Source organism: Bacillus aquiflavi (assembly GCF_019915265.1).
In the GTDB taxonomy this organism is placed as follows: Bacteria; Bacillota; Bacilli; order Bacillales; family Cytobacillaceae; genus Bacillus_BT; species Bacillus_BT aquiflavi.
Genome location: NZ_CP082780.1, coordinates 3,447,593 through 3,462,500 on the forward strand (window position 1 = coordinate 3,447,593; position 14,908 = coordinate 3,462,500).

Genomic DNA, 14,908 nt, shown 5'->3' on the forward strand with positions numbered 1-14,908 from the left:
GAAGCCTCCTTTCTTTACTTACTTTCCTAAACAAAATTGTGAGAATAGCTGGTCAATCAAACTTTCGTGTACACTCTCACCGATAATTTCACCTAATAGCTCCCACGTTCTTGTTAAATCAATTTGGACGATATCAATTGGTGTACCTGATTCAACCCCTTGAATGGCTTCATTAATAGCTGTTAAAGCCTGATTTAATAGTGCAACATGCCGCGTGTTTGATACGTATGTCATATCTGCCGATTCAAGAGACCCTTCAAAAAATAATGCTGCAAGCGCTTCTTCTAGCTCATCTACTCCTTTGTCTAAAAGAAGAGAGGTTGAAACGATTTTATGACCGTTTGCAAGCTTATGTACTTTATCCAGATCAATCTTTTGCTTCAAATCGGTTTTGTTAATAATGACAATAACGTCCATTCCAGCTACAGCTGCAAATAATTTTTCATCTTCTTCTGTCAACTCATCAGAAAAGTTTAATACAAATAAAATTAAGTCTGCTTTCGTAAGTACTTGCCGTGATTTCTCTACTCCAATCCGTTCAACAATATCCTCTGTTTCCCGAATTCCAGCAGTATCAATAAGTCTTAACGGCACCCCTCTTATATTAACGTACTCCTCAATGACATCACGGGTAGTTCCAGGAATATCTGTTACAATCGCTTTGTTTTCCTGTATTAAACTATTAAGTAATGACGACTTTCCTACATTTGGACGACCAATAATAACAGTAGATAAACCTTCTCGTAAAATTTTCCCTTGTTGTGATGTTTTTAATAACCGTTCAATTTCAGAACGGATATACAAAGCTTTTTCAATTAAAATATGATGAGTCATTTCTTCTACGTCATCATACTCAGGGTAATCAATATTAACCTCAATGTGAGCAAGTATCTCTAATATTTCTTGCCGAAGCTTTTTAATGAGCTTCGATAATCGTCCTTCCATTTGACTTAAAGCTACATTCATTGCCCGATCAGTTTTTGCACGGATTAAATCAATGACTGCTTCTGCTTGAGAAAGATCAATCCGCCCATTTAAAAAAGCACGCTTCGTAAATTCTCCTGGTTCAGCAAGGCGTGCACCGTTATTTAACACTAGTTGTAAAACGCGATTAACCGAAACCATTTCTCCATGACAATTTATTTCAACAATATCTTCTTTTGTAAATGTTTTAGGAGCTTTCATCACTGAAACCATTACTTCTTCAACAGTTTGTCCTGTTTTTGGATCAATTAAATGGCCGTAATGAATCGTATGTGTCGGTACATCTTTTAATTGTTTGCCACTTACCCCATGAAAAAGTTTATTAGCAATTTTAATCGCTTCCTGCCCGCTTAACCGAACAATTGCAATAGCACCTTCCCCCATTGGAGTGGAAATTGCTGCTATCGTATCAAATTGCATCTTTTCACCCCTTTTCTTTATGAGAGGTTGTCCATATCGTGTTAAAAAGATTGCACACGTTTTATGATATAGAGGATATGGTCCTCTTTGATTGATTTAGTGGATAAAAAATATAACACAGACTTTCACTATATCAAAACCTCGCTAAAAATATCCACATGTGAATTTTAACATACAATATATTTTATCTTATCCACATGTGAATAACAATAAAGTACAACAGACTTTTTTTTACTTTTCCACAATCAAAATTTTTAGTCAAGTATGACCATTCTCATTATTTATTAACATTATTTTAAACAATTAACTGTCTTATAACCCATTTATTCCAAAATAAAAAGTCCCTAGGCAAATATATCTAGAGACTTTAAAATTGTGAAAATTCCATTGTGCTTGTACACAACACTTTTTAATTAAGTAAAAAGCTCCTAAACGTAAAATGCTTAGGAGCTTGTCTTTTAATCTTTATTTGTAGGATACTTACTTTTCTTTACAGGTGAAATGACTAGATGACGGTATGGCTCTGTCCCAGTTGAGAAAGTTTTAATACGCTTTTCATCTGCTAAAGCAGAATGAATCACTTTCCGCTCATATGAAGGCATCGGCTCAAGTGCTACATCTTGTTGAGTTCTTAATGCTTTTTGAGCAAGCCGTTCAGCTAAATGGACAAGAGTATCATTTCGTCTTTTTCGATAATCTTCAGCATCAAGCATAATGGTTAAATATTGATCTGAAAAACGATTCGCAACAAGTTGCGTTAAATATTGGAGGGAATTAAGAGTTTGCCCTCTTTTACCAATTAACAGGGCAATTTTTTCTCCCGTTAAAACAAATTGAATAAATCTTCCATCCCGAATGACTTCAATGTTAATTGGCGCATTCATTTTATTAGCAACACTTAAAAGAAACTTTTGTGCTTCTTCTATTGGATCAATGATAACTTTTACCTTCACGACAGCTGGTCGCGAACAAAAAATTCCAAAAATACCTTTTTTGCCCTCGTCGACAATTGTCACTTCTGTGCGGTCTTTCGTTGTGTTTAATTGAGCTAAAGCTGATTTGACTGCTTCTTCGACAGTTTGTCCCGTAGCAGTTACTTGTTTCACTTTTTCGCTCCCCCCGCATTTCCCGTCGCTTGACTCTTAAGCTCGGGACCTTTTATAAAATAGGTTTGAATGATCATAAAAATATTTCCAACTACCCAATAAAGAGGAAGTGCTGCTGGTAAATTAATAGCAAATATAATAATCATAATTGGCATCATCCACAGCATCATTGCCATTTGCGGATTTTGTCCTTCTGTTCCTGCCATCATTACCTTCTGCTGGATAAAGGTAGTTGCCCCAGCAATGAGCGGTAAAATGAAAAACGGGTCTTTTTCTCCAAGTTCAAACCATAAAAATGCTTGATTTTTAATTTCAGGAGTTCGATTAATTGCATGATAAAAGCCCATTAGAATCGGAAGTTGGATCAAAAGCGGAAAACATCCTGCAAATGGATTTACTCCATGCTTTTGAAATAACCCCATCATTTCTTGTTGAAGCTTTTGTTGTGTCTGTTGATCTTTTGAACTGTATTTCTCTTTAAGTTTTTGTAACTCAGGCTGTAACGCCTGCATAGCCTTCGAACTTTTTGTTTGTTTAATCATCAATGGCAAAATAGCTAAACGAATTAAAATTGTAACAAGAATGATAGATAAACCATAGCTGCCTCCTATCATTACAGCTACTTTCGTAATTAACCATGATAGCGGATAAACAATATATTGGTTCCAAAAGCCTGTACTCTCTGAAGTGATGGGCTGGTTAAATTCTGTACAACCAGTTAAAATGGTTATAAGCGAAAATAATCCAATTAAAAGAAGTATTCGCCTTTTCAAACGTTTTTCCTCCTAACTGCAACGTTTTTTAAAGTCATTTATTAATATAAAGGCTTGTCCAGTAAAACATATTTTCAATGATAAATAGTGAAAAAGCCTTTACGATCTTTTTAAACAATATTTTATCATAAACATAACTACAGTTGTGTTATTGATTGTATTAATTCCGCTTTTTTTTCAACACTTTTGCTAGCTTAAGAACGTGGATCAAGCTTTTTTTTACTTCATGGAAGTTCATTTCAGCAGCTGGCTTCCTAGCAATAATGATATAATCATTTTCATTATGTACTTCACCCATTAGCTCATGGAAAGACTGGCGAATATAGCGTTTAATTTCATTTCTTTTTACGGCATTTCCTATTTTTTTGCTGACTGAGAGACCAATCCTAAAATGTACTTGATCTTTTTTTGGTAACACATAGACTACAAATTGCCGGTTCGCATACGACTTCCCTTTTTTAAAAACTTCTTGAAACTCTTTATTTTTTTTAATTCGAAATTCCTTTTTCATTTTCATGCACCTACAATCCAGATATGGATCAGATTGCTATTAACCTTTGTTATGAGAAAAAAGACCACTGAGACTTTCAGTGGCCTAAGCTGATAAAGCTTTTCTTCCTCTACGACGTCGAGAAGCAAGAATTTTACGTCCATTCTTACTGCTCATACGACTGCGGAAACCATGAATTTTACTTCTTTTACGTTTTTTAGGTTGAAAAGTTCGTTTCATTATATGACACCTCCCTGAGGAATAACACTCAAATAGCAATATCCAAGACAGTCTTTCTAATTATATAAACGTCAATCCGAATAGTCAACTCCTCGATCCTGATTTATTTTTCTGGTAAGTAAAAATACCCTATCACAACCCTACTTGTGATTTTCACGCACAACTTTTTTACCAAATAAGAATCCGTTAATTAAACTGTGGATAATTTTTTTCGCTATTTTTCTTATCCACAACACATATTGACAACTTTTTCACAAATATAATAATTGTGGACAATATATACTCACATGTGTTTTACTTGTGGATAAAGTAATTAAAGACATTGCACCACTTGACATAATTTGATATCATATTTGTGTTTTCATTCTGTGAATAAAACGATTTTAAACTTTGTTATCCACAAAATGTGGATATGTTGTGGATATGTTATTCACTTGTCTTTATAAAACTTGTCCACAGTTAGTGGATATTGTCGAAACTTCATTTTACATCCTTATTATATGGTTTTCCACATTATTAGGTTCGTATATTTATAAAATTATAGTCATTTTCAATAATCTAAATCCGCTATTTGGAAAAAATACATAAAGGAGGGGACATCTTTTGGAAAATATTGCAGACCTTTGGAATAATGCGCTCACTAAAATAAAAAAAAAAATAAGTAAACCTAGTTTCGAAACATGGTTAAAATCGACAGTCGCTTATGCACTCCAAGGGAATTCATTAGTCGTTACGGCTCCGAACGAGTTTGCTCGTGATTGGTTAGAAGAACGGTACTCTAAGCTAATATCCAGTATTTTATATGAAATTACTGGTGAAAACTTAGAAGTAAAATTTATCATTCCGCAAACGAAAAATGATGAAGAAACTAATGCCAATACTCCTGCCAGGAAAAAGAAGAAGATCGAAGAGCCCGAATTGCCGCAAAATATGTTGAATGCTAAGTATACGTTTGATACATTTGTTATCGGTTCCGGGAACCGATTTGCTCATGCTGCCTCGTTAGCTGTAGCAGAAGCTCCCGCAAAAGCATATAATCCACTTTTTATATATGGTGGAGTAGGTTTGGGGAAAACTCATCTTATGCATGCGAATCGGACACTATGTTATTGAGCATAATCCTTCAGCAAAAGTTCTATACTTATCTTCTGAAAAATTTACAAACGAATTTATTAATTCAATTCGTGATAATAAGGCCGTTGATTTTAGAAATAAGTATCGAAATGTAGACGTCTTACTAATAGATGATATTCAATTTCTAGCAGGAAAAGAACAGACACAAGAGGAATTTTTCCATACTTTCAATACATTACATGAGGAAAGCAAACAAATTGTTATTTCAAGTGACCGTCCGCCAAAAGAAATTCCAACGTTAGAAGATCGTTTGCGTTCTAGATTTGAGTGGGGATTGATTACTGATATCACCCCTCCTGACTTGGAAACTAGAATTGCTATTCTTCGTAAAAAAGCAAAAGCAGAAGGCTTAGATATTCCTAATGAAGTCATGCTTTATATTGCTAACCAAATTGATTCAAACATTCGGGAGCTTGAAGGTGCATTAATTCGAGTTGTTGCTTACTCATCCTTAATTAATAAAGATATTAATGCTGATCTTGCTGCTGAAGCTTTAAAAAGTATTATTCCTAGTTCTAAACCAAAAGTAATTACAATCCTTGATATTCAAAAAACGGTCGGAGAACATTACAACGTTAAATTGGAAGATTTTAAAGCAAAAAAACGCACAAAATCAGTTGCTTATCCTCGCCAAATTGCTATGTATTTATCCCGGGAACTCACTGACTTTTCACTCCCAAAAATAGGGGAAGAATTTGGTGGACGAGATCATACAACTGTTATTCATGCTCATGAAAAAATCTCTAAGCTTTTGCAAACTGATCAAACATTGCAAAGACAACTAAAAGAAATCAAGGAAATTTTAAAAGTATAGGAATTCTGTGTATAACTTTTAAAGAATTAAGCACAGTCTGTCCACATGTGGATAGGCTGTGTTTCCATTCAAAATGAGAGTTATCCACATAACCACAGGCACTACTAGTACTTCTACTATATTTTTAAAATATAAATAATATGATCTTAGCAATAAATTATGTTTAATGGAGGATTAAAAAAATGAAATTTATTATCCAACGGGATCATCTCGTTCAAAGTGTACAAGATGTTATGAAAGCCGTTGCTCCAAGAACAACCATTCCAATTTTAACAGGGATTAAAATAACTGCATCAGATGAAGGAGTAACATTAACTGGAAGTGATTCTGATATTACAATAGATTCTTTTATTCCTAAAGAGGAAGATGGGGATGAAATTGTTGAAATAAAAGAATACGGTTCCATCGTTTTACAAGCAAAATTTTTTAGTGATATTGTAAAAAAGTTGCCGTTAGATGTTGTTGAAATTGAAGTAACGAATCACTTTCTAACAATTATTCGGTCCGGTCATTCAGAATTTAGTTTAAACGGATTAGATGCAGAAGAATACCCTCGATTACCTCATATTGAAGGCAGTCATGTTTTTCGGATTGCTACTGATCTATTAAAAACGATTATTCGCCAAACTGTATTTGCAGTGTCCACCTCAGAAACACGTCCCATCTTGACAGGTGTCAACTTGAAGGTGGAAAATAATGAGTTAATCTGTATTGCAACAGATAGTCATAGACTCGCATTAAGAAAATCAAGTATAGAGACAGAAGATGATACGATCTACAATGTCGTCATTCCTGGTAAAAGTTTAAATGAGTTAAGCAAAATTTTAGATGACTCAAATGATCCAGTTGAAATTGTTATTACTGAAAATCAAGTTCTTTTTAAAGCAAAGCATTTATTATTTTTCTCAAGGTTGCTAGAAGGAAATTATCCTGAAACAGCTCGATTAATTCCAACAGAGAGCAAAACAGATATTACTGTTATGACAAAATCATTTCTACAAGCAATTGACCGCGCTTCATTACTTGGACGTGAAGGAAAAAATAATGTTGTCAAACTTTCTGCAAATGGAAATAATTTGATTGAAATTTCGTCAAATACACCTGAAATAGGTAAAGTAATTGAAGAAGTTCAAGCTCAATCGATAATAGGCGAAGAGTTGAAAATTTCCTTTAGTGCTAAATATATGCTTGATGCATTGAAAGTAATAGAAGGCTCAGAAATTACCGTTTCCTTTACCGGAGCGATGCGGCCTTTTGTTATTCGTCCGCTTCATGATGATTCGATTCTTCAACTTATTCTTCCAGTACGCACGTATTAATTAACAAAGCTGCCAGAATTTATCTGGCAGCTTTGTTAAATTCGCCACTTAAAGGGCCTCTTTTGTGTATTTTCTTTTTTTTTAGTAAAATAAAGTATTAGATACTTTTATGAAGGTAGTGAGTAGATGACAAAAGTAATAAAGATTGACACAGAACATATTACACTCGGTCAATTTTTAAAACACGCTGACATCATTCAATCTGGTGGAATGGCTAAATGGTTTTTAAATGAACAGCATGTATTTATTAATGGTGAACAGGATCAAAGAAGAGGTAGAAAAGTTCGAGTCGGTGATCAAATTGAAATTCCGAATGTTGGAACATTTCTCGTTTCTCGAAAGTAAGAGGCATTAAAAAAATGTATATTGAGCAACTACAGTTGAAAAATTACCGTAACTATGAGAGCTTGGAGATAGAATTTGAAAATAAAGTAAACTTTTTTTTAGGGGAAAATGCTCAAGGTAAAACAAATGTAATGGAATCGATCTATGTTTTGGCAATGGCCAAATCCCATCGAACGTCAAATGATAAAGAACTTATTCGCTGGGAAGAAGAGTATGCTAAAATAGAAGGTAGGATCCAAAAATACCATGGCGCATTGCCAATGCAGCTAACGATATCTAAAAAAGGTAAAAAGGCCAAATGTAACCATATTGAGCAGCGGAAATTAAGCCAGTACGTAGGGAACTTGAACGTAGTCATGTTCGCACCTGAAGATCTTCATCTTGTTAAAGGGAGCCCACAAGTTAGACGTCGTTTTATTGATATGGAAATTGGGCAAGTATCTCCATTATACCTTCATGACATCGGAAAATATCAAAAAATTTTACAGCAAAGAAATCAATTTTTAAAGCTACTCCAAACGAGGAAACAAACGGATAAGACAGTACTTGAAGTATTAACTGAGCAGTTTATTGACGTTGCTGTTAAAATTATTATAAAGCGCTTTAATTTTTTAAGAATGCTTGAAAAGTGGGCGAAACCTATTCATGGGGGTATTACACGTGATCAAGAATCATTAAAAATTGTATATAAACCGTCCGTTGATGTATTAGAAGAGCATCAATTGTCGAAAATGATAGAAGTGTTTCAAGAAAAATTTATTAAAATAGGGGAAAAAGAAATTGAACGGGGAACTACGCTGTTTGGTCCGCACCGTGATGACGTTCTTTTTTTCGTCAATGATCGCGATGTGCAAACGTTCGGATCTCAAGGTCAGCAAAGAACTACTGCCTTATCAGTTAAACTTGCTGAAATAGAGTTAATCCATTCTGAAATTGGTGAGTACCCAATTTTACTATTGGATGATGTTCTTTCTGAATTAGATGATTTTCGCCAATCACATTTATTAAATACGATTCAAGGAAAAGTGCAAACTTTTGTAACGACTACGAGTATTGAAGGAATTGACCACCAAACATTAAATAATGCTTCCCTGTTTAATGTTGAGGCAGGACAAATTGGCAAAGTCCAATGAGGTGAAGTTATGTATGTTCATATTGGAGAAGATACTCTTGTAAAATCAAACGATATTATTGTGATAATAGATAAAAATAGTATGGATAATACCGCCAATTCAAGAAAGTTTCTAGAGGATATCGATGACCATGTTGTTAATTTAGCTAAAAATAATTACAAATCTGTTGTTGTAACTGAAGATAAAGTTTATCTTTCCCCTATTTCTTCACTAACTTTAAAAAAACGGTCACAAAAGTTAATCATACAAGATTTTTCTAATGAATAGCGGAATTTTTTAATCTTTTTAGTTATAAATAAATTTGAAAATCCTTCAAATAATCGAGACGAAAAACAAGGTGAAAGCGAATCGAGTTCGTAGTTCATAAGCTTATAACGAAATACAAACTAATGAGATTCTTAAATTTTTAAAATCAAGCATAGGGCGAACTTAAGCTCTATTTAACATAGATAATTTGTTGTTTGTTAAAATATTTTCAAATGATCATGTCCTAAATGTTGAAAAAGTTTCCGAAGCTTCACTCTCTCTTAGTGATGTATTTTTACAGTTAAATGATATTGCGAGATATAGAAAGTGTAGGTGATCGATGTGGCTATGGATCAAAAGGCAATAAGTGAACAAAGTTATGATGAGAATCAAATACAAGTTCTTGAAGGACTCGAGGCCGTTCGAAAGCGTCCGGGGATGTACATCGGTTCAACAAGTGCAAGGGGACTCCATCATCTCGTTTGGGAAATTGTTGATAATAGTATTGACGAAGCTTTAGCAGGATATTGTTCAGAAATAAATGTAATCATTGAAGAAGATAATAGCATTACAGTTAGGGATAATGGTCGAGAAATTCCAGTCGGTATACAGGAGAAAATGGGACGTCCAGCTGTCGAAGTCATTATGACAGTTCTTCATGCTGGAGGGAAGTTTGGCGGCGGAGGCTACAAGGTTTCAGGGGGATTACATGGCGTAGGAGCTTCAGTTGTTAACGCCCTATCTGAGTTTTTAGAAGTGTATGTTCATCGAGAAGGAAAAATTTATTCTATTAAATTTGAACGCGGTGTACTGAAGGAAGAATTAAAGGTAATTGGTGAAACGGACCATACTGGGACAACGACTCATTTTAAACCAGATAAAGAAATTTTCACAGAAACAGTTATGTACGATTACGATATACTTGTAGGCCGATTAAGAGAGCTTGCATTTTTGAATAAAAATTTAAAAATAACGATTGAAGATAAGCGCGTAGAGAACAAAAAGAATGAATATCATTATGAGGGCGGTATAAGATCATACGTTGAGCATTTAAACCGGACAAGAGAAGTTGCTCATGATCCTATTTATATTGAGGGAGAGAAAGACGGCATAACAGTAGAAATTGCTCTTCAATACAATGATAGTTTCACTAGTAATATTTATTCCTTTGCAAATAACATTAATACTCATGAAGGCGGGACACATGAATCAGGCTTTAAAACTGCTTTAACAAGGGTTATTAATGATTACGCACGGAAGCATAACATTTTTAAAGAAAATGACGAAAATCTTTTAGGTGAAGATGTTCGTGAAGGTTTGACAGCGATTATTTCAATTAAGCACCCGGACCCTCAATTTGAAGGGCAAACAAAAACAAAACTTGGGAACTCAGAAGTACGAACTGTAACAGACGCTATTTTCACGAAACATTTAGAACGTTTTTTATTAGAGAATCCAGTTGTTGAAAAAAAAATTGTTGATAAAGGCTTAATGGCTTCAAGAGCAAGGCTTGCTGCGAAAAAAGCCCGTGAGTTGACACGCCGTAAGAGTGCCTTAGAAGTATCTAGCTTACCTGGAAAATTAGCTGACTGTTCATCAAGGGATCCAGCTAAAAGTGAACTTTATATCGTTGAAGGTGACTCTGCCGGGGGTTCTGCAAAACAAGGGCGGGATAGATACTTTCAAGCGATATTACCATTGCGCGGTAAAATTTTAAATGTCGAAAAAGCTCGGTTGGACAAGATCCTATCAAATAATGAAGTACGAATGATTATTACTGCAGTCGGAACGGGAATTGGTGAAGATTTTGATCTTTCTAAAGCTCGATATCATAAAATTGTTATTATGACTGACGCAGACGTAGATGGTGCTCATATCCGCACATTATTATTAACATTTTTCTACCGTTATATGAGGAAAATCCTTGAAGCAGGATATATTTATATTGCCCAGCCGCCTTTATTTAAGGTTCAACAAGGAAAGCGGATTGAATATGCATACAATGATCGCCAGATGGATGAAATAACGGCACGTTTACCGAGCCAGCCTAAGGCTTTGATTCAACGTTATAAAGGTCTCGGTGAAATGGATGCTGAACAACTTTGGGAAACAACAATGAACCCTGAAACGCGGACGCTTTTGCAAGTTAGTCTAGAAGATGCAATTGAAGCTGATGAAACGTTTGAAATATTAATGGGTGATAAAGTGGAACCACGGCGCCATTTTATTGAGGAAAATGCTTTAAACGTAAAGAATTTAGATATATTGAAACTATAATATATTTTCTAATAAAAAGCTTAAATATAATTTAAAAATCCTTAAATAGACAAACATTTATTCACTTCCATCGGTGAGGGTTGAAATGACTGATGGAAGTTTATATATTCTGCAAAAATATGTTATTTTAGCGTTTTGAAAATTTAATGGTTCAACTATCCATCAATTTGAGACTAATAAAGGTGTCACTTGATTAAGCTTGAACTGCCAAGTTTGGAAAAGGAGGTTCCACATATGGCTGAAACACCAAATTCTCGTGTGAAAGAAGTTAATATTAGTCAGGAGATGCGCACTTCTTTTTTAGATTATGCAATGAGTGTTATCGTTTCTCGGGCACTGCCTGATGTTCGTGATGGATTAAAACCAGTTCATCGCCGGATTCTTTATGCAATGCATGATCTAGGGATGCATTCAGATAAACCTTATAAAAAGTCTGCTCGTATTGTCGGTGAAGTGATTGGAAAGTATCATCCTCACGGAGATACGGCAGTATACTTTACGATGGTGCGAATGGCACAAGATTTTAACTATCGCTACATGCTTGTAGATGGTCATGGGAACTTTGGATCTGTTGATGGTGACTTAGCGGCTGCAATGCGTTATACAGAAGCCCGCATGTCTAAAATATCAATGGAGATATTACGTGATATTAATAAAGATACTATTGATTTTCAAGATAACTATGATGGCCAAGAGAGAGAACCTGTTGTAATGCCATCTCGTTTCCCGAATTTACTTGTAAATGGGTCTTCTGGGATAGCTGTAGGGATGGCGACAAATATTCCTCCCCACCAACTAGGAGAAGTTATGGATGGAGTTTTAGCTTTAAGTAAAAATCCAGATATTACCACCCAAGAGCTAATGGAATATATTCCAGGACCTGATTTTCCAACAGCAGGACTTATTCTTGGACGAAGCGGTATTCGAAAAGTGTATGAAACAGGCCGCGGTTCAATTACATTACGGGCAAAAGTTGAAATTGAAGAAAAATCGAGCGGAAAAGAAGTTATTATTGTTAAAGAACTTCCGTATCAAGTGAATAAAGCGAAGTTAATTGAAAAAATAGCTGATCTTGTTAGAGATAAAAAAATTGACGGTATTACTGATTTACGTGATGAGTCTGATCGCCGCGGAATGAGAATTGTCATTGAGATCCGGAAAGATGCAAATGCAAATGTGTTATTAAATAATTTATATAAGCATACAGCATTGCAAACTACTTTCGGCATTAATTTATTAGCATTAGTAGATGGACAACCAAAAGTTTTAAATTTAAAACAATGTTTGTATTATTATTTAGAACATCAAAAAGTTGTCATTAGACGTAGAACTGCATTTGAACTGCGCAAAGCTGAGGCAAGAGCACATATTTTGGAAGGGTTGCGCGTTGCCCTTGACAATTTAGATGAAGTGATTAATTTAATCCGGAGTTCACAAACAACTGAGATTGCACGTGAAGGATTAATGACAAAATTTCAACTCTCTGAAAAGCAAGCGCAAGCTATTCTTGATATGCGTTTACAACGATTAACAGGCTTAGAAAGAGAAAAAATTGAAGATGAATATCAAAATCTTGTTAAATTAATAGCTGAATTAAAGGCAATTTTAGCAGATGAAGAAAAAGTTCTCGATATTATTCGAGAAGAATTAACTGAAATAAAACAACGGTTTAACGATGAAAGACGGACTGAAATTGTCTCAGGTGGCATTGAGTTTATTGAAGATGAAGATTTAATACCACGTGAAAACATTGTGATTACATTAACTCATAATGGCTATATTAAACGTTTGCCAGTATCAACTTATCTTTCACAAAGAAGAGGCGGACGAGGCATTCAAGGAATGGGAACGAATGAAAATGACTTTGTCGAACATTTATTAACTACATCGACCCATGATACAATTTTGTTTTTTACAAACAAAGGAAAGGTATATCGGGCGAAAGGATATGAAATCCCTGAATTTAGTAGAACTGCAAAGGGATTACCTATTATTAACCTTCTTGAAGTTGATAAAGACGAATGGGTCAATGCAATCATCCCCGTCGAGGAGTTTGTAGATGATGGGTTCTTATTTTTCACAACGAAGGAAGGAGTTTCAAAACGCTCATCACTATCTTCATTTGCTCATATTAGAAATAACGGTTTAATTGCTGTTAATTTACGTGAAAATGATGAATTGATATCTGTCCGATTAACCGACGGAACGAAGGAAATAATGATCGCTACGAAAAATGGTCTTCTTATTCGCTTCCCTGAGACAGATGTCCGGTCTATGGGGAGAATAGCAACTGGGGTAAAAGGGATCAATTTATCCGATGACGATGAAGTAATTGGTATGGAAGTTGTTAATGAAAACTCAGATGTTCTTGTTGTAACGAGAAACGGTTATGGCAAACGAACACCTGAAGCAGAATATAGAATTCAGTCTAGAGGCGGTAAAGGTTTAAAAACATGTAATATTACAGACAAAAATGGTTGTTTAGTTGCGATGAAAACTGTTACTGGTGAAGAAGATATTATGGTTATCACTACAGGCGGAGTTCTCATCCGGATGGCTGTTTCAGATATTTCTTCTATGGGACGAAACACTCAAGGTGTAAAATTGATTCGTTTAGAAGATAGTGAAGATGAATTTGTCGCAACCGTTGCAAAAGTAGAAAAAGAAGAGATGGAAGATGATCTAGACGATCAAGAAATAGAAGAAACAGAAGAATAGAATAGACATAAAGAGGCTGGGACAAAACTAGCTTCAAATAGTGAGAAAGGTGAATTTGAGCGTACTCAAATTCACCTTTCTCTATCTTTGCGTATATATTCCTTTATTCCCTCAGTTGTTGGCAGTGAATTTTCTTAAATTCACTGCCATTAACGCGAGACCCATTTCGTTCTCCACCTTGGATTTTCCTCGTACAGAAAATCGTGTGAAACGCAAATTGTCCTTCGAAAATCCAAAAACTGGCTCCACATCGATTTTTCGTTTTCGATAGATGGCACTCGTTTTCTCTTCTGAAAGCTTTGCTCTTACATATTCTTTTTGCTGTTCCCATTTTTCATTCACCATTCGTTTTCGATTGTTGCCTTCTTTTGCTTTTGTACATGATAAACGGAATGGGCATCCAGAACAGTCTTCACACTCGTAGATTTTGAACTCTCGTCGGGAGCCTGTACGGTCATTACGGATAGAATGATATTGAAATTCAAGACGTTTCTGATTAGGGCATGTATATGTATCTGTTTCTTCATCATACGACCAGTTGTAGGGATTAAATATGTTTTGTTTAAACTTTTCTTTTGTTCCTTCAAATACATGTTATACGTAATAAGCGCTTCTCGTTTTCTATTTAAAAGGATATCATTAAAGTTTTGTTCACTACCATAACCTGCATCTGCGACAATGTGTTTTGGTAACTCGAAATAATGCTGCTCGATCTCATCTAGAAATGGAATTAACGTACGTGTATCTGTAGGGTTTGAAAATAAATTATAAGTTAGCGCGTATTGACCATCAGTTGCGATTTGTACATTGTAACCAGCTTTCAATTGTCCGTTTTGCATATAATCATCTTTCATTTGCATAAATGTCGCATCTGGATCTGTTTTAGAATAGCTATTATGTGTACCGAAG

General features: G+C 35.0%; 11 protein-coding genes and 2 pseudogenes (1 of these 13 only partly in view). 7 read left to right on the forward strand and 6 right to left on the reverse strand.

The genetic code is table 11. The annotated features are described in order from the left end of the window. Nucleotides 1-18 precede the first annotated feature (18 nt). The 5 genes from mnmE to rpmH form a co-directional block, all read right to left on the reverse strand. A complete protein-coding gene (gene mnmE / locus K6959_RS16710) occupies nucleotides 19-1,404 on the reverse strand; it encodes a tRNA uridine-5-carboxymethylaminomethyl(34) synthesis GTPase MnmE (protein WP_223087098.1) in 1,386 nt (461 codons plus the stop codon). A 458-nt stretch (nucleotides 1,405-1,862) separates the two neighbouring features. Continuing rightward, nucleotides 1,863-2,510, reverse strand: coding sequence for an RNA-binding cell elongation regulator Jag/EloR (gene jag / locus K6959_RS16715; RefSeq protein WP_223087100.1), 648 nt, complete (start codon nucleotides 2,508-2,510; stop codon nucleotides 1,863-1,865). Next, on the reverse strand, nucleotides 2,507-3,283 hold the full coding sequence (spoIIIJ, locus tag K6959_RS16720; RefSeq protein WP_163242308.1) for a YidC family membrane integrase SpoIIIJ: 777 nt from the start codon (nucleotides 3,281-3,283) through the stop codon (nucleotides 2,507-2,509). Before spoIIIJ ends, jag begins: the two co-directional genes overlap by 4 nt. Nucleotides 3,284-3,443: 160 nt before the next feature. Then, nucleotides 3,444-3,794: a ribonuclease P protein component gene (gene rnpA / locus K6959_RS16725; protein WP_163242326.1), complete on the reverse strand. Its 351-nt coding sequence runs from the start codon at nucleotides 3,792-3,794 to the stop codon at nucleotides 3,444-3,446. An 84-nt stretch (nucleotides 3,795-3,878) separates the two neighbouring features. Beyond that, nucleotides 3,879-4,013 (reverse strand): 50S ribosomal protein L34, encoded by a 135-nt coding sequence (rpmH, locus tag K6959_RS16730; RefSeq protein WP_163242309.1) that lies wholly within the window; start codon nucleotides 4,011-4,013, stop codon nucleotides 3,879-3,881. Nucleotides 4,014-4,616: 603 nt separating this feature from the next. Between rpmH and dnaA the strand changes: the two are divergent. The 7 genes and pseudogenes from dnaA (at nucleotide 4,617) to gyrA (ending at nucleotide 13,999) form a co-directional block, all read left to right on the forward strand. Next, a pseudogene (dnaA, locus tag K6959_RS16735) lies at nucleotides 4,617-5,961 on the forward strand (chromosomal replication initiator protein DnaA). Nucleotides 5,962-6,143: 182 nt separating this feature from the next. Next, entirely contained in the window at nucleotides 6,144-7,280 is a 1,137-nt protein-coding gene (dnaN, locus tag K6959_RS16740) for a DNA polymerase III subunit beta (protein WP_223087101.1), read from the forward strand. A 126-nt stretch (nucleotides 7,281-7,406) separates the two neighbouring features. Then, complete coding sequence (yaaA, locus tag K6959_RS16745) at nucleotides 7,407-7,625, forward strand: S4 domain-containing protein YaaA (RefSeq protein WP_163242312.1); 219 nt, start codon at nucleotides 7,407-7,409, stop codon at nucleotides 7,623-7,625. A 14-nt stretch (nucleotides 7,626-7,639) separates the two neighbouring features. After that, nucleotides 7,640-8,758 carry a DNA replication/repair protein RecF gene (recF, locus tag K6959_RS16750; RefSeq protein WP_223087103.1) on the forward strand — a complete coding sequence of 373 codons (1,119 nt, stop codon included), beginning with the start codon at nucleotides 7,640-7,642 and terminating at the stop codon, nucleotides 8,756-8,758. A gap of 9 nt (nucleotides 8,759-8,767) precedes the next feature. Next, entirely contained in the window at nucleotides 8,768-9,025 is a 258-nt protein-coding gene (gene remB, locus K6959_RS16755; RefSeq protein WP_163242314.1) for an extracellular matrix regulator RemB, read from the forward strand. A 327-nt stretch (nucleotides 9,026-9,352) separates the two neighbouring features. Further along, nucleotides 9,353-11,281: a DNA topoisomerase (ATP-hydrolyzing) subunit B gene (gene gyrB, locus K6959_RS16760; RefSeq protein WP_223088419.1), complete on the forward strand. Its 1,929-nt coding sequence runs from the start codon at nucleotides 9,353-9,355 to the stop codon at nucleotides 11,279-11,281. Nucleotides 11,282-11,515: 234 nt separating this feature from the next. Further along, on the forward strand, nucleotides 11,516-13,999 hold the full coding sequence (gene gyrA, locus K6959_RS16765; RefSeq protein WP_223087104.1) for a DNA gyrase subunit A: 2,484 nt from the start codon (nucleotides 11,516-11,518) through the stop codon (nucleotides 13,997-13,999). Between the two features lie 111 nt (nucleotides 14,000-14,110). Here the strand turns inward: gyrA and K6959_RS16770 are convergent. Then, a pseudogene (locus tag K6959_RS16770) lies at nucleotides 14,111-14,908 on the reverse strand (IS1182 family transposase); it runs 768 nt beyond the window's last position.